Annotated in this window: 1 protein-coding gene (only partly in view); it reads left to right on the top strand. The window is 50.2% G+C overall.

Annotated features, from left to right (window positions below; all coding sequences use genetic code 11):
• Positions 1 to 26821, top strand: partial view of a tandem-95 repeat protein gene (locus ACSTTG_RS08800; RefSeq protein WP_438474519.1) — the 3' portion only. 23543 nt of this gene lie to the left of the window's left edge; the window shows 26821 of its 50364 coding nt (coding positions 23544-50364); its start codon lies off the left edge, out of view; the stop codon is at positions 26819 to 26821.

The raw sequence follows: 26821 nt of genomic DNA, 5'->3' as shown, positions 1-26821 counted from the left end.
CGTTCAAGCGCAAGCGGATCTGACGGTTAACCCAGTCAATGACCTACCGCAACCGGAGGATCAAGCGTTTACCATGGAAGAAGATGGTACGCTGACCTTCACCGATGCCGACCTACTAACCGGTGCCACGGATATTGAAGGGGATGATCTGTCTGTTGAAGGTGTCAACTACACCGGTACGGACGGTATCTTGACCGACAATGGTGATGGTACTTACAGCTTCGCACCAAACGAGAACTTCAATGGTGATGTTGAGTTCACCTTCGATGTTTCCGATGGCACCGATACGGTGACTGCCAATGTTGATGTGTCAGTGACCCCAGTCGATGACGCGCCAGTCTCTGGTGACCTGGCCTACAGCGTCAATGAGGATGGTGAAATCACACTAAGCCAAGAGCAGTTGTTGTCACATGCTTCTGACGTCGAAGGTGATGACCTGACCGCGAGCAACCTCGCCGTCGATGGTAACGCTGAAGTCACGGCTAATGATGATGGCTCGTTTACTATCACGCCGGATGCAGACTGGAATGGCGATATCGATATCAGCTTCGATATCTCAGATGGCAATAATATTGTCCAGGCCCAGGCTGACCTGACGGTTAATCCAGTTAATGACCTACCGCAGCCAGAAGATCAAGCGTTTACCATGGAAGAAGATGGTACGTTGACCTTTACCGATGCCGACCTATTAACGGGTGCGACCGATATCGATGGAGATGATCTATCCGTTGAAGGGGTAAACTACTCCGGCACCGATGGTATATTGACCGACAATGGTGATGGCACCTACAGCTTCGCACCGAACGAGAACTTCAACGGTGACGTTGAGTTCAGCTTCGATGTGTCGGATGGTACCGATACCGTCACCGCGAATGTGGACGTATCGGTTACACCAGTTGATGATGCACCAACCGTTGAAGGCAATCTGTCTTACACCGTCAACGAAGATGGTGAAATCACACTAAGCCAAGAGCAACTACTATCTAACGTGACTGACGTAGAAGGCGACGACCTGAGCGCTAGTAATCTAAGCGTCGATGGCAACGCTGAAGTCACGGTCAATGATGATGGCTCGTTCACCATTACTCCAGATGCCGATTGGAATGGTGATATCGACATTAGTTTCGACGTCTCTGATGGTGAAAACGTCGTTCAATCTGGTGCGGACTTGACGGTTAACCCAGTCAATGACTTGCCACAGCCGCAAGATCAAGAGTTCACCATTGAAGAAGATGGCATCTTGACCTTCACTGATGCTCACCTGCTTCAAGGTGCCACGGATATTGAAGGCGATGACCTGTCAGTCGAAGGCATTAGCTACACAGGTACTGACGGTATTCTTACTGACAATGGCAACGGTACTTACAGCTTCGCGCCAAATGAGAACTTCAATGGTGAGGTAGAATTCAGCTTCGATGTGTCGGATGGTACCGATACAGTAACAGCCAACATTGACGTGTCTGTGACTCCAGTCGATGACGCGCCAACTGTCGAAGGTAACCTGTCTTACACCGTCAACGAAGATGGCGAAATTACCCTCAGCCAAGAGCAACTCCTTTCTAACGTGACGGATGTGGAAGGAGACGATCTCACCGCGAGTAATCTCAGCGTCGATGGCAATGCCGAGGTGACTGTCAACGATGATGGTAGCTTCACCATTACTCCAGATGCGGACTGGAACGGTGATATCGATATCAGCTTCGATGTGTCGGATGGCGAGAACATTGTGGCTTCCGGTGCAGACTTGACCGTAAACCCAGTCAATGACCTGCCGCAGCCGCAAGACCAAGAATTTACCATTCAAGAAGACGGTATTCTCACCTTCACCGATGCGCACCTACTACAGGGGGCCAGCGATATTGAAGGGGATGATCTGTCTGTCGAAGGTATCAGTTATAGCGGTACTGATGGTATCTTGACCGACAACGGCAATGGTACTTACAGCTTTGCACCGAACGAGAACTTCAATGGTGATGTTGAGTTTACCTTTGAGGTCTCTGATGGCACCGATACGGTCACAGCGAATGTTGATGTGTCTGTGACCCCTGTTGATGATGCACCAACGGTCGACGGTAACCTGTCTTACACCGTCAACGAAGATGGTGAAATCACCCTCAGTCAAGAGCAGTTACTATCAAATGTAACGGATGTGGAAGGGGATAACCTGACCGCGAGTAACCTCAGCGTTGACGGTAATGCGGAAGTGACGGTTAACGATGATGGCTCATTCACCATTACTCCAGATGCCGACTGGAACGGTGATATCGACATCAGCTTCGATGTGTCAGATGGCGAGAATATCGTGGCCTCGGGCGCAGACTTAACCGTTAATCCGGTTAATGACTTGCCGCAGCCACAAGATCAAGAGTTCACCATTGAAGAGGACGGTATTTTAACCTTCACCGATGCACACCTATTGCAAGGTGCCACCGATATTGAAGGCGATGATCTGTCTGTCGAAGGCATTAGCTATAGCGGCACGGATGGTATCTTGACCGATAACGGCAATGGTACCTACAGCTTCGCACCGAACGAGAACTTCAATGGCGATGTTGAGTTCACCTTTGAGGTCTCCGATGGCACAGATACAGTGTCAGCGAATGTCGATGTCTCAGTGACGCCAGTCGATGATGCACCGGTTTCCGGCGACTTAGCTTATACCGTTAATGAGGATGGTGAAATCACCCTCAGCCAAGAGCAGCTACTATCACAAGCTTCGGATGTGGAAGGAGATGATCTCAGCGCGTCTAACCTATCTGTCGATGGTAATGCTGAGGTGACGGCGAATGACGATGGTTCATTTACCATTACTCCAGATGCGGACTGGAATGGTGATATTGATATCAGCTTCGATATCTCTGATGGCGAGAATGTCGTTCAAGCAGGCGCTGACTTAACTGTTAACCCAGTTAACGATTTACCACAACCGGAAGATCAAGCATTCACCATCGAAGAGGATGGCACGCTGACCTTTACCGATGCGGATCTACTCACGGGTGCGACGGATATCGATGGCGATGATCTGTCTGTTGAAGGGGTGAACTACTCTGGTACCGACGGTATCTTGACCGATAATGGCGACGGTACCTACAGCTTCGCTCCGAACGAGAACTTCAACGGTGATGTTGAGTTCAGCTTCGACGTTTCAGATGGTACTGATACGGTCACAGCGAATATCGATGTCTCCGTAACCGAAGTCAATGATCCTCCGGTGGCGGGTTCTACTGCGTACACAGTGCAAGAGGACAACTCGATCACGATTAGTGATGAGCAGTTGCTTGCCAACTCGAGTGATATCGAAGGGGACGTTGCGGTTGAGGATGTCTCTTACTCTGGCACTGACGGTGTGTTGGCCGACAATGGCGATGGCACCTATACCTTCTCACCTAATGAGAACTTCTCGGGCGACATCAGTCTTGATGTGACCGTGGTTGATGAAGACGGTGCAACGGATACCACGACAGCCGGTATCGAGGTGATTGAGGTTAACGATCCTCCGATTGCAGGACCAACGTCTTACACCATTGATGAAGACAGTGTCTTAACCTTCAGTGAGTCACAAATCCTGGCCAATGCCTCGGATATTGATGGTGAAGTGACATCACTTGAAATCAACTACGATGGTCCAGACGGCATCTTCACCGTCAATGGCGACGGTACGTGCAGTTTCGCACCAAATGAAAACTTTAATGGTGAAGTACAACTGAACGTTACGGTTACTGATGATGATGGTGCGACGGTTGATACGGTGATCAACGTTGATGTATTACCAATCAATGATGCGCCAGTGTCGGGTGATACAGCTTACCAAGTGGATGAAGATGGTTCGATCACCATCAGCCAAGAGCAGCTGCTGTCTCAAGCCTCAGATATTGAGGGTGATGACCTAACAGCTAGCAACCTGACAGTGGACGGCAACGCGGAAGTCACGGTTAACGATGATGGCTCATTCACCATCACGCCGGATGCAGATTGGAACGGCGATATTGATATGAGCTTTGATATCACCGATGGCACAGATACCATTCAGGCCACGGCGGATCTCACCGTTAATCCAGTTAATGACCTGCCGCAAGCAGAAGACCAAGCGTTTACTGTTGAAGAAGACGGTACACTCACCTTCACCGATGCCGATCTATTGACTGGTGCCACTGATATCGATGGGGATGATCTCTCTGTTGAGGGCGTAAACTACTCCGGTACCGACGGTATCTTGACTGATAATGGTGACGGAACCTACAGCTTCGCACCGAACGAGAACTTCAACGGTGATGTAGAGTTTAGCTTCAATGTCTCCGATGGCACCGATACCGTGACGGCTAACATTGATGTGTCAGTGACACCAGTCGATGACGCCCCAACGGTGGAAGGTAACCTGTCATACACCGTGAACGAAGACGGTGAAATCACCCTAAGCCAAGAGCAGTTACTATCGAATGTGTCTGATGTGGAAGGCGATGACCTGACCGCCAGTAATCTCAGCGTCGATGGCAATGCCGAGGTGACGGTGAATGACGATGGCTCGTTCACTATTACCCCAGATGCGGATTGGAACGGCGATATTGATATTAGCTTCGATGTCTCTGATGGTGAAAATGTCGTTGCCTCTGGTGCTGAACTGACCGTTAACCCAGTCAACGACCTGCCACAACCTGAAGACCAAGCGTTTACCATGGAAGAAGATGGTACGCTAACCTTCACCGATGCCGACCTATTGACCGGTGCGACTGATATCGAAGGGGATGATCTGTCTGTTGAAGGCGTGAACTACTCCGGTACCGACGGTATCTTGACTGACAATGGTGATGGTACTTACAGCTTCGCGCCAAACGAGAACTTCAATGGCGATGTTGAGTTCAGCTTCGATGTCTCCGATGGCACCGATACGGTAACGGCGAATGTTGATGTGTCCGTGACTCCGGTAAACGACGCACCAACGGTGGAAGGTAACTTGTCTTACACCGTCAATGAAGATGGTGAAATTACCCTAAGCCAAGAGCAGTTACTGGCGAATACTAGTGACATTGACGGTGGTGATTTGACCGCCAGCAACCTCAGTGTCAGTGGTAATGCCGAGGTGACGGCAAATGAAGATGGTTCATTCACTATTACTCCAGATGCCGATTGGAATGGTGATATTGATATCAGCTTCGATATCAACGATGGTGAAAATATCGTCGAGTCTGGTGCAGACCTGACTGTTAATCCAGTCAACGACTTGCCAACGGCTGAAGATCAAGCCTTTACCGTTGAAGAAGATGGCACGCTGACCTTCACTGATGCGGACCTATTGACCGGTGCGACCGATATTGATGGTGATGACCTAACCGTAGAGGGTGTTAACTACTCAGGCACGGACGGTATCTTGAGCGATAACGGCGACGGCACCTACAGCTTCGCACCAAACGAGAACTTCAACGGTGACGTTGAGTTCAGCTTCGATGTATCGGATGGCACGGATACTGTGACCGCGAATATCGATGTGTCAGTAACGCCAGTTGATGATGCGCCAGTGTCCGGTGATTTGGCCTACAGCGTTAACGAAGATGGCGAAATTACCCTCAGCCAAGAGCAGCTGTTGTCACAAGCTTCTGATGTTGAGGGCGATGACCTGACCGCGAGCAACCTCAGCGTTGATGGCAATGCCGAAGTAACAGTCAATGACGATGGCTCGTTCACCATTACCCCAGATGCGGATTGGAATGGCGATATCGATATCAGCTTTGATATCTCCGATGGCAGCAATGTTGTCCAAGCGCAGGCTGACCTCACGGTTAACCCAGTCAATGACCTACCACAGCCTGAAGATCAAGCGTTTACCATGGAAGAAGATGGTACGCTGACCTTTACTGATGCTGACTTACTCACTGGTGCCACCGATATTGAAGGGGATGATCTGTCTGTTGAAGGGGTCAACTACTCCGGTACTGACGGTATCTTGACCGACAATGGTGATGGTACTTACAGCTTCGCGCCAAATGAAAACTTCAATGGTGATGTTGAGTTCACCTTCGATGTTTCCGATGGCACCGATACGGTGACTGCGAATGTTGATGTGTCAGTAACTCCAGTCGATGATGCGCCAGTCTCAGGTGACCTGGCTTACAGCGTCAACGAAGATGGCGAAATCACCTTAAGCCAAGAGCAGCTACTATCTCAGGCTAGTGATGTTGAAGGGGATGATCTGAGCGCAAGTAATCTCAGTGTCGATGGTAATGCTGAGGTGACGGCTAACGATGATGGCTCGTTTACTATCACGCCGGACGCAGACTGGAATGGCGATATCGATATCAGCTTCGATATCTCGGATGGCAATAATATCGTCCAGGCCCAGGCCGACCTGACGGTTAACCCAGTTAATGACCTACCACAGCCAGAAGATCAAGCGTTTACCATGGAAGAAGACGGTACGCTGACCTTCACTGATGCCGACCTATTGACGGGTGCGACGGATATTGATGGGGATGATCTGTCTGTCGAAGGGGTGAACTACTCCGGCACAGACGGGATCTTGACTGATAACGGTGATGGTACCTACAGCTTCGCGCCAAACGAGAACTTCAACGGTGACGTTGAGTTCAGCTTCGATGTGTCTGACGGCACTGATACCGTGACGGCGAATGTGGACGTATCCGTTACACCAGTGGATGATGACCCAACCGTCGAGGGCAACTTATCTTACACCGTCAACGAAGATGGTGAGATTACTCTTAGCCAAGAGCAGCTTCTGTCGAATGTGACTGATGTTGAGGGTGATGACCTGACGGCCAGCAACTTGAGTGTTGATGGCAATGCAGAGGTCACAGTGAATGACGATGGCTCGTTCACCATTACTCCTGATGCGGATTGGAATGGTGACATTGATATCAGCTTCGATGTCTCTGATGGTGAAAATATTGTTGCATCCGGTGCGGACTTGACCGTTAACCCAGTTAATGACTTGCCGCAGCCACAAGATCAAGCGTTCACCGTCGAAGAGGATGGTATCTTAACCTTCACTGATGCCCACCTACTGCAAGGGGCGACGGACATTGAGGGTGATGACCTGACTGTTGAAGGTATCAGCTACAGCGGTACAGACGGTATCCTCACTGACAACGGTAATGGCACCTATAGCTTCGCGCCAAATGAGAACTTCAATGGTGATGTCGAGTTCAGCTTTGAGGTTTCTGATGGCACGGATACGGTCACCGCTAATATTGATGTCTCTGTCACTCCTGTCGATGACGCACCGACGGTAGAAGGCAACTTGTCTTACACCGTTAATGAAGATGGTGAGATCACGCTTAGCCAAGAGCAGTTGCTATCGAATGTCTCTGACGTTGAGGGTGATGACCTGACTGCCAGCAACTTGAGTGTGGATGGAAATGCGGAAGTTACCGTCAATGACGATGGCTCCTTCACCATTACACCAGATGCCGATTGGAACGGTGATATTGACATCAGCTTCGATGTCTCTGATGGTGAAAATATTGTTGCGTCGGGCGCAGACTTGACCGTTAACCCAGTTAACGATCTGCCGCAGCCGCAAGATCAAGAGTTCACCATTGAAGAGGATGGTATCTTAACCTTCACCGATGCCCATCTGCTTCAAGGGGCAACGGATATTGAGGGTGATGACCTCAGCGTTGAAGGCATTAGCTACAGTGGTACTGATGGTATTTTGACCGACAACGGCAATGGTACTTACAGCTTCGCGCCGAACGAAAACTTCAATGGCGATGTTGAGTTCAGCTTCGATGTCTCCGATGGCACTGATACGGTTACTGCCAACATTGATGTGTCAGTGACGCCAGTGGATGACGCGCCAACCGTCGAAGGTAACTTGTCTTACACCGTCAACGAAGATGGTGAGATCACTCTGAGCCAAGAGCAGTTACTGTCGAATGTGACGGATGTGGAAGGGGATGACCTGACCGCGAGCAACCTCAGCGTGGATGGTAATGCTGAAGTGACTGTCAACGATGATGGCAGCTTCACCATTACCCCGGATGCAGACTGGAACGGTGATATCGATATTAGCTTCGATGTCTCGGACGGCGAAAACATCGTTGCGTCGGGTGCAGATCTGACGGTCAACCCGGTCAATGACTTGCCTCAAGCGCAAGACCAAGAGTTTACCATCGAAGAGGATGGCATCTTAACCTTTACCGATGCACACCTACTTCAAGGTTCAAGCGATATTGAGGGGGATGACCTCACGGTTGAAGGTGTTAGTTATAGCGGTACCGATGGTATCTTGACTGACAATGGCAACGGCACGTACAGCTTCGCGCCGAATGAGAACTTTAACGGTGATGTGGAGTTCACCTTCGAGGTCTCTGATGGTACCGATACGGTGACCGCCAACGTCGATGTCTCAGTCACACCAGTCGATGATGCGCCAGTTTCAGGTGATTTAGCTTACAGCGTGAATGAAGATGGTGAAATCACCTTAAGCCAAGAGCAGCTATTGTCACAAGCCTCGGATGTGGAAGGTGATGATCTGACGGCAAGTAACTTAAGTGTTGATGGTAATGCCGACGTCACGGCTAATGATGACGGCTCATTTACCATCACCCCAGATGCAGACTGGAACGGCGATATCGATATCAGCTTTGATATCTCCGATGGTGAAAATATTGTTGCTACGGGTGCGGACTTAACGGTTAACCCAGTCAATGACTTGCCACAGCCAGAAGACCAAGCGTTTACCATGGAAGAAGACGGTACGCTGACCTTCACCGACGCCGACCTATTAACCGGTGCCACCGATATTGATGGTGATGACCTATCGGTTGAAGGCGTCAACTACTCAGGTACTGACGGTATCTTGACCGATAACGGTGATGGCACCTACAGCTTCGCGCCAAACGAAAACTTCAACGGCGATGTTGAGTTCAGCTTCGATGTCTCTGATGGCACAGACACCGTGACGGCAAATGTTGATGTGTCAGTGACGCCGGTTGATGATGCGCCAACGGTAGAAGGTAATCTGTCTTACACCGTGAATGAAGATGGTGAAATCACCCTAAGCCAAGAGCAGCTATTGTCTAACGTCACTGATGTGGAGGGTGATGACCTAACCGCTTCGAATCTGACAGTAGATGGTAATGCTGAAGTGTCGGTAAACGATGATGGTTCTTATACCATTACGCCAGATGCCGATTGGAATGGCGATATCGATATCAGCTTCGATGTCTCTGATGGCGACAACATTGTTGCTTCAGGTGCTGACTTAACGGTTAACCCAGTTAACGACTTGCCACAGCCTGAGGATCAAGCGTTTACCATGGAAGAAGATGGTACGCTGACCTTCACCGATGCCGATCTATTGACCGGTGCGACCGATATTGAAGGCGACGATCTGTCCGTTGAAGGGGTTAACTACTCCGGCACTGACGGTATCTTGACTGACAATGGCGATGGCACCTACAGCTTCGCGCCGAACGAGAACTTCAATGGTGACGTTGAGTTTAGCTTTGACGTCTCAGATGGCACCGATACCGTAACCGCCAATATCGATGTCTCAGTGACGCCAGTCAACGATGCGCCAACAGTGGAAGGCAATTTGTCTTACACCGTGAATGAAGATGGTGAGATTACCCTAAGCCAAGAGCAATTACTGGCCAATGCCAGCGACGTTGATGGTGGTGATTTAACGGCAAGTAACCTCAGTGTGGACGGTAACGCTGATGTCACAGTTAACGATGATGGTAGCTTCACCATTACCCCAGATGCCGACTGGAATGGTGATATCGACATTAGCTTTGATATCTCTGATGGTCAGAACATTGTTCAATCTGGAGCGGATCTCACCGTTAACCCAGTCAATGACTTGCCTCAACCAGAAGACCAAGCGTTTACCATGGAAGAAGATGGTACGCTGACCTTTACCGATGAGGACCTATTAACCGGAGCCACTGATATCGACGGGGATGATCTGTCTGTTGAAAGTGTAAATTACTCCGGTACCGATGGTATCTTGAGTGACAATGGCGACGGTACCTACAGCTTCGCACCAAACGACAACTTCAACGGTGATGTTGAATTTAGTTTCGATGTCTCTGATGGTACCGATACCGTAACGGCCAACATCGACGTCTCAGTGACGCCAGTTGATGATGCGCCAGTATCAGGAGAGTTGGCTTACAGCGTTAACGAAGACGGTGAAATCACGCTCAGCCAAGAGCAGTTATTGTCGCAAGCATCGGATGTTGAGGGCGATGATCTGACCGCCAGCAACCTCAGCGTCGATGGCAATGCCGATGTGACGGCCAATGATGATGGCTCGTTCACTATCACGCCAGATGCCGACTGGAATGGCGATATTGATATCAGCTTTGATATCTCGGATGGCGACAATGTGGTTCAAGCCCAGGCTGATCTGACGGTGAACCCTGTTAATGACTTGCCACAGCCAGAAGATCAGGCGTTTACCATGGAAGAAGATGGTACGCTGACCTTCACGGATGAGGACCTATTGACTGGAGCTACCGATATTGATGGCGATGATCTATCGGTTGAAGGGGTTAACTACTCCGGTACCGATGGTATCTTGACCGATAATGGCGATGGTACCTACAGCTTCGCACCGAACGAGAACTTCAACGGAGACGTTGAATTCAACTTCGATGTCTCCGATGGCACCGATACCGTAACGGCTAATGTTGATGTGTCTGTGACGCCAGTCGATGACGCACCAACGGTAGAAGGCAGCTTGTCTTATACCGTTAATGAAGATGGTGAAATTACCTTAAGCCAAGAGCAGCTGCTATCGAATGTCACCGATGTGGAAGGGGATGACCTAACCGCGAGCAACCTAAGTGTGGATGGCAATGCTGAAGTCACCGTCAATGATGATGGCTCATTCACCATCACACCGGATGCAGACTGGAATGGCGATATCGATATCAGCTTCGATGTCTCTGATGGTGAAAATATCGTCGCCTCGGGTGCAGATTTAACTGTTAACCCAGTCAACGACTTACCGCAGCCACAAGACCAAGAGTTTACTGTTCAAGAAGACGGTATCCTCACCTTCACTGACGCTCACCTGCTTCAGGGTGCGACCGATATCGAAGGCGATGACCTGTCTGTTGAGGGCATTAGCTACAGTGGTACAGACGGTATATTGACCGATAATGGCAACGGCACTTACAGCTTCGCGCCAAACGAGAACTTCAATGGTGATGTTGAATTTAGCTTCGAAGTCTCTGATGGTACCGATACGGTCACTGCCAATGTTGATGTCGCCGTCACCCCAGTCGATGACGCGCCAACGGTTGAGGGTAACCTGTCTTACACCGTTAATGAAGATGGTGAGATCACCCTAAGTCAAGAGCAGCTGCTATCGAATGTCACTGATGTGGAAGGGGATGACCTGACTGCGAGTAACTTAAGTGTCGATGGCAATGCTGAAGTCACAATGAATGATGATGGTTCGTTTACCATCACACCGGATGCTGACTGGAATGGCGATATCGATATCAGTTTCGATGTCTCTGATGGTGAAAACATTGTCGCTTCCGGCGCCGATTTAACCGTTAACCCAGTTAATGACTTGCCACAGCCACAAGACCAAGAGTTTACCATCCAAGAAGATGGCATCTTAACCTTCACCGATGCGCACTTACTCCAAGGTGCATCCGATATTGAAGGCGATGATCTGTCGGTTGAGGGTATTAGCTACTCAGGCACCGATGGTATCTTGACGGATAACGGCAATGGCACATACAGTTTCGCGCCAAACGAGAACTTTAACGGTGACGTTGAGTTCACCTTCGAGGTCTCTGATGGCACGGATACGGTAACAGCCAATGTCGACGTGTCAGTGACGCCAGTCGATGATGCGCCAACGGTGGAAGGTAACCTGTCTTACACCGTTAATGAAGATGGCGAAATTACGCTTAGCCAAGAGCAGCTGCTGTCTAATGTGACGGATGTTGAGGGTGATGATCTCACGGCGTCGAATCTGAGTGTGGATGGCAATGCTGAAGTCACCGTCAATGACGATGGCTCATTTACCATCACACCGGATGCGGACTGGAACGGTGATATCGATATCAGCTTCGATGTCTCCGATGGTGAAAATATCGTTGCCTCAGGTGCTGACTTAACCGTCAACCCAGTCAACGACTTACCACAGCCGCAAGACCAAGAGTTTACCATTGAAGAAGATGGCATCCTCACCTTCACCGATGCGCACTTACTGCAAGGTGCGAGTGATATCGAGGGCGATGATCTGTCTGTCGAGGGTATCAGCTACTCAGGCACCGATGGCATCTTGACCGATAACGGCAACGGCACCTATAGTTTCGCGCCAAATGAGAACTTTAATGGTGACGTTGAGTTCACCTTCGAGGTTTCGGATGGCACCGATACGGTCACCGCTAATGTCGATGTGTCAGTCACTCCGGTGGATGACGCGCCAGTCTCTGGTGATTTGGCCTACAGTGTCAACGAAGATGGCGAGATTACCCTCAGCCAAGAGCAACTACTTTCACAAGCCTCAGACGTTGAGGGTGATGATCTAACGGCTAGCAACTTGAGTGTTGACGGTAATGCGCAGGTCACCGCCAATGACGATGGCTCGTTCACCATTACCCCAGACGCTGATTGGAATGGCGATATCGATATTAGCTTCGATATCTCTGACGGTGAGAATGTCGTTCAAGCCGGTGCTGACCTAACCGTCAACCCAGTTAACGACTTGCCTCAACCGGAAGATAAAGCCTATACCGTTGAAGAGGATGGTTCGCTTACCTTCACCGATGAGCAATTGCTTGAAAACGCGACAGATGTTGACGGTGATGACCTCTCAGTAGAAGGGGTGAGTTACACCGGTACAGACGGTGTGTTGGCAGACAATGGTGATGGCACCTACACCTTCTCGCCAAATGAGAACTTCTCTGGTGACGTTGAGTTCAGCTTTGATGTTAGCGATGGCACCGAGACGGTGACGGCCAATATCGATGTGTCGGTCACTGAGGTGAACGATCCTCCGATTGCCGGACCAACCTCTTACACCATTGATGAAGACAGCGTACTGACCTTCAGTGAGTCGCAGATCTTAGCCAATGCTTCCGATATCGATGGAGAAGTGGTTTCGATGGAAATCACTTACGATGGCCCTGATGGCATCTTTACCGTCAATGGCGATGGCACCTGCAGTTTCGCGCCGAACGAGAACTTCAACGGCGAAGTACAGCTCAATGTGACCGTCACCGATGATGATGGTGCGACGACTGATACGGTGATTAACGTTGATGTATTGCCAATCAATGATGCACCAGTATCCGGTGATACTGCCTACCAAGTTGACGAAGATGGTTCAATCACCATTAGTCAAGAGCAGCTATTGTCGCAAGCTTCGGATGTTGATGGCGATGACTTAACTGCCGATAACCTTACTGTGGATGGTAACGCTCAGGTAACCGCCAATGAAGACGGTAGCTTTACCATTACGCCAGACGCAGACTGGAATGGTGATATCGACTTGAGCTTTGATATTACCGATGGCACCGATACTATTCAGGCCACTGCGGATCTGACAGTTAACCCTGTCAATGACTTGCCACAGCCAGAAGATAAAGCCTATACGGTAGAGGAAGACGGTACGCTGACCTTTAGTGAAGAGCAACTACTGGAAAATGCTACCGATATTGACGGTGACGAGCTCTCGGTTGAGGGTGTGAGCTACACCGGCACCGATGGCGTCTTGACTGACAATGGTGATGGCACGTACAGCTTCGCGCCAAACGAGAACTTTACGGGTGACGTTGAGTTTAGCTTTGATGTAAGCGATGGTACCGATACAGTTACAGCGAATATCGATGTGTCGGTCACTGAGGTCAATGATCCACCGATAGCCGGTGCAACGTCTTACACCGTACAAGAAGACAACTCAATCACCATCAGTGATGAGCAGCTACTGGCTAACTCGTCTGATGTTGACGGCGAGGTGTCGGTTAGCGATGTTAGCTACAGCGGTGCCGATGGTGTGTTTGTCGATAACGGCGATGGTACCTACACCTTCTCACCAAACGAGAACTTCTCGGGGGATATTAGCCTAGATGTGACCGTCAGCGATGACGATGGCGCAACGGCGCAAACCACCGCGGGTATTGAAGTTATCGAGGTGAATGACCCACCAATCGCAGGCTTTACCTCGTACTCCATGGATGCCAATGGCTCAATCACCATCAGTGAAGAGCAGCTATTGGCCAACAGCTCTGATATTGAGGGTGAGGTATTTGTCGATAGCGTCTCTTACTCGGGCAACTTCGGTGAGCTGACGGATAATGACGATGGTACCTTTACCTTCGAGCCTTCCGAAGACTTCGCCGGTAACCTGTTACTCGATGTTACTGTGGTCGATGAAGACGGGGCAACCGCCGATACCAAAGCGGGTATCGAGGTATTCCCAGAGCCGCCAACCGGTGGACCGACCGATCCGACGGACCCAACCGATCCGACCGACCCAGGTGACGGTGGTGAAGAAACTGGAGAGCATCCACCGGTAGAGCCTGAGAATCAGGCGCCGGAAGCGGATGATATCACCTACACCATCGAAGAAGATGGCAGTCTGACCTTCACCGAAGAGCAGTTGTTGCAACATGCCACCGATGCTGATGGTGATGCGCTCACGGTTGAGGTGGATAACTACTATGGTAATGACGGTGTGTTCACTCACAACGGTGATGGCACGTTTACCTTCTCACCAAATGAGAACTTCAATGGTGATTTGAGCATTAACTACATGGTTACCGATGGCGAGTTAATCTCTGAAGCCCAAGTGAACATTGTGGTTACAGAGATCAACGATCCACCAGTAGCCGGCGCGACGTCATACACGGTTCAAGAAGACAACTCTATCACCATTAGTGACGAGCAATTGTTGGCGAACGCTTCGGATATTGAAGGCGACGTTGCAATTGATGAGGTCTCGTACTCTGGTGACGAGGGTGTCTTTGTTGACAACGGTGATGGCACCTACACCTTCTCTCCAAATGAGAACTTCACTGGTAACGTGAGCCTAGATGTTACGGTTACAGATGAAGATGGCGCGACCGCAGAAACAACAGCGGGTATCGAGGTCATTGAAGTGAATGACCCACCAGTTGCTGGTGATACGGCTTACAGCATCAACGAGGACGAAGTCCTAACCTTCAGTGCTGAGCAGCTTCTTGCTCAATCAAGTGATGTTGAGGGTGAGGTAGCGATTGAAGATGTCAGCTACTCAGGTGCAGATGGTATCTTGACCGACAATGGTGATGGCACCTATAGCTTCGCACCAAACGAGAACTTCACCGGTGATGTCAGCCTTGAGGTGACCGTAGTTGATGAAGATGGCGCTACCGATACCGCGACGGCGAGTATTGATGTGTTGCCAATCAATGATCCTCCGGTGGCGGGTTCAACCTCATACAGCGTCGATGAGGATGGTGCAATCACTATTAGCCAAGAGCAGTTGCTTGCCCAATCGTCAGACATCGAGGGTGATGACCTAACGGCGAGTAACCTCACTGTAGATGGCAACGCTGAGGTGACCGTCAATGATGATGGCTCATTCACAATTACCCCAGATGCAGACTGGAATGGTGATATCGACCTAAGCTTCGACATCACTGATGGCACCGATACAGTTCAAGCGACGGCTGATCTGACGGTTAACCCAGTCAACGACTTGCCACAGCCTCAAGATCATGAGTTCACCATGCAAGAGGACGGCATCCTAACCTTCACCGATGAGCAGTTGTTGGCGAATGCAACGGATATCGATGGTGATGAACTGACTGTTGAGGGTGTCAGCTACACTGGTACCGATGGGATCTTGACCGATAATGGTGATGGTACCTATAGCTTCGCGCCAAACGAAGACTTTAACGGCGATGTTGAGTTTACCTTCGATGTCAGTGATGGCACCGATACCGTCACCGCCAATGTGGACGTGTCAGTCACTCCAGTGGATGACGCGCCGACTGTCGATGGCAGCCTCGCTTACACCATTGATGAAGACGGTCAGATCACGCTAAGCCAAGAGCAGTTGTTGACCCACGCCAGCGATGTTGAAGGCGATACGTTGAGTGCTACTAACCTAGCGGTAGATGGCAATGCCAATGTTACTGCTAACGAGGATGGTTCATTCACAATCACGCCAGATGCAGACTGGAATGGTGATATTGATATTAGCTTCGATGTCACTGATGGAAACAATGTGGTTCAGGGCACCGCAGACCTTACGGTGAATCCAGTCAATGATGCGCCAGATGCTGGTGAAGAGATCTTTATCCAAGCGGAAGAAGACCAAACCGTTGGTGTGACCTTACGTGAAGAGCCAAGCTTACGTCTTGACCAAGCGCCAGAGCACGGCATTATTGAAGCCAATCTCAACGATGAGTGGGTTGAGCTTGAGGTAGGGGTTGAGATTCCAGCTGATACTGAGGTGCGCTTCGTTGCCAACGAAGAGGACATTGCAGCCGGAACTCATACTACCCAAGTGGGTACTTTCGACGACAACGCTAGTGTCGATGATTGGGGTACCGAGATTGACCCATATACCCGTGAGTTCACCGACGGCGACCTAACGATTACCGTTCAAAGTAACGACGATCCACTGGGCGCTTGGAACGGCAATGGACATATTGGGCATGGTATCGGCGATACCGACCGTCAAGGCTTGAGCGGTGATGAGAAACTGACCGTAACGGTCGAAGGGCAAGACATCAACGAGGTTAGCTTCCACCTTGATGGTGTTGGCGGCTGGTTTATGGAAGAGTCGCGTCACTTTACTGAAGTGGAAATCAAGGCCTTTAACGCCGATGGTGACTTGATTGACTCAATGACCTACCACAAAGAAGACCGTGGTACCTTTGAGACCGACTACACCTTGACGGTTGATGAGCCTGTTTCTTACTTCGAGCTCGGTACTATTCAAGGTAACGGCACGTACGTTGTACAAAACATGACAGTGTCACAAACCTGTCCAGATGAAGCCGTGTTTACCTCAATTGGAGTAGATGGCTCTGAGATCACTGAGGCGGTTACTCTTAACCTACACGAGGGTGACACTGAGATAGACCTAACTGCTGAGCTGCCAAACATCGAGATCGATACCGAGGGTGCCTCACAGTTTGCCTCTATCGTTATCACCGAAGAGCAGTTACTAGCTCAAGCCTCCGATATCGACAGTGAAAACCTAGATATCCAGAACCTCGAGCTAGTGGGTGACAACTCCGAGCATGCCACCTTGACCGATAACGGCGATGGCACTTGGACGGTCACACCGGATGAGAACTTCCACGGTGAGATTGAGCTCGGTTATCAAGTTACCGATGGCGAGTTGACTGATGACAACATCATCAATATCAACTTCGAGTCCGTAAATGATGCGCCGATTGTCTCTGGACCAATCGTACTTTCAACCGATGAAGATGTGGGCATTACCTTCAACGCCGAAGATCTATTGGCCAATGCCAGCGATGTTGAAGGGGATGAGCTGTCTATTACAGACATCACCTACAATGGCGATAACGGTGAGCTAGTTGATAATGGCGATGGCAGCTACACCTTTATGCCAAACGAGAACTTCAATGGTGAAGTGGACATCGATTACTCCGTCTTTGATGGCCAGGACACCACTGAAACGCACCTTGATTTGACGGTGATCCCAGTCAACGACGTACCGGTTCCTGGTGAGCCTCTCCATACTCAGATGCTTGAGAATGGTACGATCGTTATCGAAGCCAAGGATCTGCTTGCTGGTGCGACTGATGTGGATGGCGATATCCTCCATATCGAGAACCTGCTGCTGGTGGATCAGACTCAAGGTACCTTGACCGACAATGGCGACAACACCTTTACCTTTGAACCGGCAACGGACTTCAGTGGTGATGTGAGTCTAACCTTTGATATCAGCGATGGTATGGCGAGCGCGCCAAGCACTGCCTCGATTGATGTTGAAATGGTCAATACTGGCCCTGATGTCTCTGGCCCAGTGGAAGCCACTGTCGATGAAGATGGTACCATTACCTTGACCCAAGAAGACTTGCTAGAGAATGCTTCTGACTTGGATGGTGATGACCTAACCGCAGTTAATCTACAAACCAATGATCCAAATGCGACCATTGTTGAAAACCCAGATGGTAGCTTCACCATCACACCGAGTGAAAACTTCTTCGGTGAGGTAGAGTTTACCTACGATGTGACCGATGCGATTGAGACGGTCTCTGCCGGATTGAACCTAACGGTGAATCCAGTTAATGACCTGCCAGACGTACCGGACCTATCGTTCACTACTGAAGATGGTGAGTCGATTATCCTCACTCAAGATCAGTTGTTGGCGCAAGCCACCGATATTGAAGGTGATGATCTAACCGCGCTCAATGTAACCAGCCTTGATGAGAATGTAGAGGTGGTAGACAACGGTGATGGTACCTTTACCCTAACGACAGAAGAGGGCTACTTCGGTAATGCTGACTTAACCTTTGATGTCAGTGATGGTACTGATATTGTTACTGCCAATATTGACCTCACTGTTGAGTTTGTTAACGATGCACCTGAGGCAGAGGCGGTTGCCGCAACCGTTGAGGAAGACGGCACCATCTTGGTCACTCAAGAGATGCTGCTTGAGAATGCCTCGGATGTGGATGGCGATGATCTCTACGCCTCAGGTCTGACTACTAACGATCCGAACGCAACCGTGGTCGACAATGGTGATGGCACCTTTAGCGTGACACCGTCAGAGGACTTTAATGGTCAAATCCAGTTTGACTATGAGGTTAGCGACGGTGAGCTTAGCACCACCACGCAATTGAACCTTGATGTAACGCCAGTCAATGATGCCCCTGAAGTGGAAGGCCTTGCCTTCGACATGCAGGAAGATGGCACACTGCTGATCACTGAAGAAGCACTGCTTGAGAATGCCACCGATATTGATGGTGACGACTTGTCTGTAACGGGCGTGAATTACAGCGGTGAGCAGGGTGAGATTGTCGATAACGGCGATGGTACGTACTCGTTCACACCGGGTGAGCACTTCAGTGGTGAGTTGCAGCTCGACTTTACCGTCTCTGATGGTGAAACAGAGGTCACTCAGACCATCGATGTTAATGTTGAGGCAGTGGCCGATGCACCGGATCTTGTCGTCACCGATGGTGATGGTAATGAGGTCGGTGATAGCACCATCGTCACAGAACCAGGCGGTGTGGTAGAGCTTAACATTGGCGCCAGCTTGGTCGACCAAGACTTGTCAGAAACCTTAAGTGTCACCGTCGATGGTATCCCAGAAGGCACCGTGGTTCGCTATGACAACGAAGAGGTCTTGGCTGATCAGCAAAACGGTATCACCAGTTTCAATGATACTGAGATCACCGTGACATTTGAGGGTGAAACTGCCGGGTTCAAGAATGCCGCGGGTTACTACAAAGTCGATGACGAGGGCAATATCTACGATGTAGAAATCGTCTACGAAAACGCCTCACAAGTTGGTGGCGGTGGTGACCTTGTCCCAGGACAAGACTCATTTACCTTCCCAATTGAAGAAGGTGAAAGCTTCAACCTCTTCGTGGTACCAAATGGCTTCAACACTAACGACTTCGATGCGATGCAAGACGGTAGCTTCGAGTTCCGCGCTGAAGATGGCTCACCAGCGACAATGGATACGGTTGATCCACAACTCGTGCATGTTGGTGAAGATGGCGAAGTGACGGTTGTTACCAGTCAATTTGGTGATGCCGTGTTCCATGGTGGCTCAACAGAGAGCATCAACGAGGATGGTATTGAGCATACTCGCACCACCATCAACGAAGACGGTGAGTTGGTTTATGGCTTCGAGGACCTCTATGGCGGCGGTGATAACGACTTCAGTGACTTTAACTACACCATTGATGTCGGTGAAGTAAACAGCCAGATCTACAGTGGTGAAATCACTGTCGGTGAGGATGGTCAAGTCATCATACCAACCACAGCGATCGACCAAACCATCGAGTTCGTGCTGCCTGAGGATGCGAGCGAAACCTTCGATATTACGGTTTCCGCTACCGCGACTGAGTTGTCTAATGATGATTCAGAGACCGTAACGCAGACCATTACTATTGATATTGAACATGCACCAGAGGCTGCTCCGGTTGATGCGGTGGTTGATGAGGATGGTTCAATTCTCATCACTCAAGAGGATCTGTTAGCCAATGCCACTGACTTGGATGGTGATGACCTAACGGCACTGAACCTATCGACCGATGATGACAATGTCACCATTACCGATAATGGCGATGGTACATACACCTTAACGCCAGATGCGGACTTCAATGGAGAGATTGAGTTTAGCTTCGATGTCTCAGATGGTGACCAGATTGTCTCGACTGACCTGAACCTAACGGTCAGCCCAGTCAACGATGCACCAGAAGCGGAAGACAAGGCCTATACCATTGAAGAAGATGGTACGCTGACCTTCACCGATGAGCAGTTGCTTGAAGGAGCAACTGATATTGATGGAGATGACCTCAGCGTCGAAAGCGTCTCTTACACAGGTGGTGATGGTATCTTTACCGATAACGGTGATGGTACTTACACCTTTGCACCAAACGAAAACTTCAATGGTGATGTTGAGCTGAGCTTCGATGTTACGGATGGTACAGAAACCGTAACAGCGAACATTGATGTCACCGTCACCGATGTCAATGATGCACCAGTATCAGGCACAACGTCATACTCTGTCGATGAAGATGGCGCAATCACCATTAGCCAAGAGCAGTTGCTTGCACAAGCCTCTGATGTAGAGGGTGATGACCTGACTGCGAGTAACCTGTCTGTTGATGGTAACGCTGAGGTAACAGTGAATGACGATGGCTCATTTACCATTACCCCAGATGCCGACTTTAACGGCGATATCGATATTAGCTTTGATATCACCGATGGCACCGATACCATCCAGACCACAGCAGACCTAACCGTTAACCCGGTTAACGACTTGCCACAGCCTGAAGACAAAGCCTACACAGTCGAGGAAGATGGTACGCTCACCTTTACCGATGAGCAGCTACTTGAAAACGCGACTGACATCGATGGTGATGAGCTATCGGTAGAGGGCGTGTCTTACACCGGAACCGATGGTGTGCTGACCGATAATGGCGATGGTACCTATAGCTTCGCACCGAACGAGAACTTCAACGGCGACGTCGAGTTCAGCTTTGATGTGAGTGATGGCACCGATACGGTCACAGCCAATATCGATGTATCCGTGACTGAGGTGAACGATCCACCAGTTGCAGGCTCAACGTCTTACACGGTTCAAGAAGACAACTCAATCACTATCAGTGATGAGCAGCTGCTAGCCAACTCTTCGGATCTTGAAGGGGATGTCTCTGTCAGCGATGTCAGCTACAGCGGTACCGACGGTGTGTTTGTTGATAATGGTGACGGTACGTACACCTTCTCACCAAACGAGAACTTCTCAGGCGATATCAGCCTAGATGTGACCGTAGCGGATGAAGATGGTGCCACGGCTGAGACCACCGCAGGCATCGAGGTGATTGAGGTTAATGACCCACCAATTGCTGGCCCAACGTCTTACAGCATTGATGAAGACAGCGTCTTGACCTTTAGCGAGTCGCAAATCTTGGCCAATGCCTCGGACATCGATGGTGAAGTGACTTCCCTTGAGATCAACTACGATGGCCCAGATGGTGTCTTTACCGTCAATGGTGATGGTACTTGTAGCTTCGCGCCGAATGAAAACTTCAACGGCGAAGTGCAGCTCAACGTTACTGTCACTGATGATGATGGTGCAACAGTAGAAACGGTGATTAATGTAGATGTATTGCCGATAAATGATGCGCCAGTAGCGGGTGACACCGCTTACCAAGTTGACGAAGACGGTTCAATTACTATCAGTCAAGAGCAGCTGCTGTCACAAGCATCAGATGTTGAAGGCGATGATCTGACAGCCAGCAATCTGACGGTTGATGGCAATGCCGAAGTGACGGCCAACGACGATGGTTCGTTCACTATTACGCCAGATGCAGATTGGAACGGTGATATCGATATGAGCTTTGATATCACTGATGGCACTGACACTATTCAGGCCACGGCTGACCTTACCGTCAACCCAGTCAATGACTTGCCACAACCTGAAGACAAAGCCTACACAGTAGAAGAGGACGGTACGCTCACCTTTACCGATGAGCAGTTACTAGAAAATGCTACTGATATCGACGGTGATGAGCTTTCGGTAGAAGGCGTGTCTTACACCGGCACCGATGGTGTACTTACTGATAACGGCGATGGCACCTATAGCTTCGCACCGAACGAGAACTTCAATGGCGATGTGGAGTTTAGCTTCGATGTCACCGATGGCACCGATACCGTAACCGCGAATATCGATGTTTCTGTGACTGAGGTGAATGATCCTCCAGTAGCAGGTGCGACCTCCTATACCGTCGAAGAAGATAACTCGATCACAATTAGTGATGAGCAGCTTCTGGCCAACTCTTCTGATGTTGAAGGGGATGTCTCTGTCAGCGATGTCAGCTACAGCGGCACGGATGGCGTGTTTGTTGATAACGGTGATGGCACCTACACCTTCTCACCAAACGAGAACTTCTCAGGCGATATCAGTCTAGATGTGACCGTCGCCGATGAAGACGGGGCAACAGCTGAGACCACCGCGGGCATCGAGGTGATTGAGGTCAATGACCCACCAATAGCCGGCGATACCAGCTACAGCGTCAATGAAGACGAAGTCTTGACCTTCACTGCCGACCAATTGCTTGCCCAATCAAGTGATATCGAAGGTAAAGTAGGTCTTGATAGCGTCAACTACTCGGGCGCAGATGGTATCTTGACCAACAACGGTGACGGCACCTTTAGCTTCGCGCCGAATGAAAACTTCAACGGTGAGGTTTCACTTGAGGTGGTGGTTGTCGATGACGATGGTGCGACCGCTGAGGCCACTGCCAGCATTGATGTGTTGCCAATCAATGACCCTCCGGTCTCTGGTGATTTGGCTTACACCGTTACCGAGGATGGCTCAATTACCTTGAGTCAAGAGCAGTTGCTTGCGCAAGCATCGGATATTGATAGCACTGATCTTGAAGCAACCAACCTCACCGCAGCAGGCAATGCGACCGTAGTCGAGAATCAGGACGGCAGCTTCACTATCACACCGGATGAGAACTTCAACGGTGAGATTGATCTACAGTTCGACCTGATCGATAACGATGGAGCCAGCGTTCAGGTAGGTGTTGACTTGACGGTTGACCCTGCCAACGACGTCCCAGTTGCTGGTGAAACTGACTTCAGTGGCTTTGAAGATACGGTGATGCGTATCACCCCAGAGGAGCTTCTGGAGAATGCATCCGATATTGATGGTGATGATCTGGAAGTCATCAATGTTGAGTACACAGGTGACGATGGTTCGATTGCGGACACCGGTACCATCCAGTTTGGTGCAGATGGCTCGGGTGAAATCCAGATAGAGGATCAACTCGAAGAGCACGACGAGTTCTCAATTCAATTCGAATACACCTCGACCGGTGAGCATGAAGGTAATGTTGAAACCTTGATGTCTGGCGATTCCGAGGGTGCAGGACTGTCGATTTACGTGCGCAACGAGGACGGTGGTATCGGTCTTGACTTGAACGGCCAAGATAATGTGATGTTCGACGGTATCGACCTTAATGACGGCAACAGCCACGATATCGTGCTGACTTGGAGCAGTGAAGACGGCTCCGTGAGCTTGTATGATAACGGTGAGCTCGTTGGTACCGAAGCAGTTGAACCTGGCATCGTCATGCCAGCTGGTATCCAGCCAACCATTGGTCAAGCAGCGGATTCACTCGATGACAGTGGTCTTGAGAACGTCGAGCTGTCAGGCTTCACCATGGCTTACGAGCGTGTTGATGAAGAGGCCATCTTAGATGGCACCCCAATCAGCGAAGCCTCTGATGACCTAGCGCTAGATATTCAAGTACAAAACGGTGAGATTGTTGATCAATCTGGCAGTGTTGAGCTGGATGTCAGCGGTGATACCGAAGTGGATCGCTTCTTCGAGTTCACTCCGGCACAAGACTTCAACGGTGATGTTACCCTCGATTACCAAGTGACCGATGGCGTTGAGGTCGTCGATACCCAAGCGAACCTTGAGTTTGTACCGGTTAATGATGCGCCAGAGTCTGAGGACATCGAGCTTCAAGGTACTGAAGATACGACGATTCTGATCACTCAAGATATGCTGCTGGCTCAAGCAACAGACGTGGATAACACCCTCGATGAGCTCAGTGCGATTGACTTGAGAATCGATGAAGAGTTCGGTGAGCTTCTAGATAACGGTGATGGCACTTGGTCATTTACACCAACCGAGAACTTTAATGGCGATGTGCCAATGGAGTTTGAGGTCAGCGATGGTGAACTCACCACCACGGTATCGGGCAATATCGATATCGAAGCGGTGAATGACACGCCTGACGCACCTATGGTTGAGATGATTGGTGAGGAAGACCAGTTAATGGTCATCGACCCAAGCTTTATCACCAGTCAGGTTACCGATATGGATAGCGACAATATCTCGCTTGAAAATCTATCGGTGCGTGCACCAGCAAATGCGACCATTACTCAGCAGCCAGATGGTATGTTCCACTTAGTGACCGCGCAAGACTACAACGGTCTGGTTGAGCTGGCGTACACCATCACCGATGGCACTGAGTCGGTTGAAGGGGCAATGAACGTCGACGTCATTCCGGTCAATGATGCACCGTTTAACAACGGCAATGCGTTTATGGCCACTGATGAGGACGGGGCATTTACCTTCGATGCTAGCGACCTGATGAACCTGTTTGATGATATCGATACCGAGAACTTGGTGGTATCACGCATCATCATGCCAGAGGACGAAGACGGCGGTGCAATCACCGACAACGGAGATGGCACTTGGACCTTCACACCAACCGGTGACTTTGCAGGCCTTGCGGATATGCAAGTAGTGGTTAGCGATGGTGAGTTTGAGACGGCACTAGATGTACCAGTGTTTGTTCGCCCAGTCGCTGATGGCGCCGTGATCACCACTGACCACGATGGCCCACTGGTGATTGGTGAAGACAGCACCGGTCACTTAGGTCTGAATGTCGACTTGATTGATGATTCAGAGACGCTGAGTAACTTGGTTATGACCGGCTTCCCAGTAGGATTCGAGGTATCGGATGGTGAGAACACGATTATTATCACCTCGCCAGATCAATACATCGATATTACCGAGTGGGATATGTCGGATCTGCAAATCACACCGCCAGATGACTTCTCAGGCAACTTCTTCGTGACCGTATCCGCCACCACGGTAGATTACGGTGATGAGCCAGAGGCCTTTGATGATGGCATCGATTCAGGTGATTTCGAAATGGTGGCAGGTGAGTCAATCTTGCTAACTGCCGATGACCTAATGGCGATTGCTGAGAATGTCGATGTGGATGCGGGCGATGAGGTCAAGATGGTTCATCTTGCTGACCGTAGCCAAGGTGAGATTGTCGATAATGGTGACGGCACTTGGACGTTCAACCCAGCACCAGGCTTTACCGGTGAGGTTGATATTGCCTACGTTATCGATAAAGACGGCGTGCTTCATGATGAGCAAACTGGCATCGTGGTAAATGAACCAGGCGAAGCCACCAATGAGGCGCCACAGGTTGAGACAGTAACGACGACTGACCTTGAACCAGGCTCAACGCTTGAGTTTACCGATGAAGATATGCTCGCCAACCTGTCTGATGCTGAGGGTGACTCATTGTCAATCGAGTCAGTCAGTATTATGGAAGGCCAAGGCATGGTCGAGAGCGACAACGAGGGTAACTACCAGTTCACACCTGCAGAGGGTTATGAAGGACCGGTTGAGATTGGGTTTATCGCCACCGATGGTGAAAACCGCATCGAAAGCCACTTCAACGTCAACCTGCAAGGTCCGAGCGAGGTGAGCGATGAGTATGTTCAAGCTGAAGACGGCTCGATTGCCTTTAGCGAAGAGCAACTGCTCAGCGAGCTTGACCTAAGTCCATCGGCAGAAGTAATGGATGTGACTGACCAAGGTGACGTGGGCTTCTTCGTTGAGTCCGGTGAGAATGAGTGGACCTTCTGGCCGAACGATGACTTCAATGGTGAAATCCCAATGGCGGTTGAAGTCAACGACAACGGCAACATCGAAGAGCATGCATTGACGGTACAAGTGGATACCGGCGGTGAGGCTCCAGCGGCGGCTGAAACTGAGCAAGAGCAGGTTGAGGTCGAAGCGGCAGCAGCCGAGCAAGAGGCACCTGTGGTTGAAGAGGCGGCAGCGGAAGCAGCCGGTGATGAAGAGGCCGAGCCTGATATGACTGCAGCGCCAGGTGACACCATCAATATCGCGATTCCAGATGAGGTCAGCGGCAATGACGACGTCGACCACGTTGAGATGAGTGGCTTACCGGATGGCTCGAATGTCAGTGGTGCGCTTGACAGTGGCGATGGCACCTACACCATCAGTGGCGACTTGTCGCAGCCAGTCAGTGTTGAATTGCCGGATGGCTATGAAGGCACGGTGGATGTGGGCTTCCAAGGCTTCGATGATTTGGGTGGTCAGGTTGACGGCGCTCAGGCATCGGTTGAGCTAGAGGTCGATGATCAGCACGCAATGACGGCATCGCAGCAGCAAGATCCAAATGCTGGTCAGATGGATAGTGGTGATGCAGGCGGCGGTGACTGGACCAATGCTGGTGGCGGTGATGCTGGTGTCGACTTTACTGACGACTCCGGTAGCTTCGATAACGATCAACAAGGAGGCGGCAACTTCGAAAACGACTTCGATAACAACTCATTCTGA

It is taken from the genome of Vibrio glycogenivorans (genome assembly GCF_051660965.1).
Classification (GTDB): domain Bacteria; phylum Pseudomonadota; class Gammaproteobacteria; order Enterobacterales; family Vibrionaceae; genus Vibrio.
The sequence above is the reverse complement of the archived record's forward strand: the minus strand, read 5'-3'. Positions and strand labels throughout refer to the sequence as shown.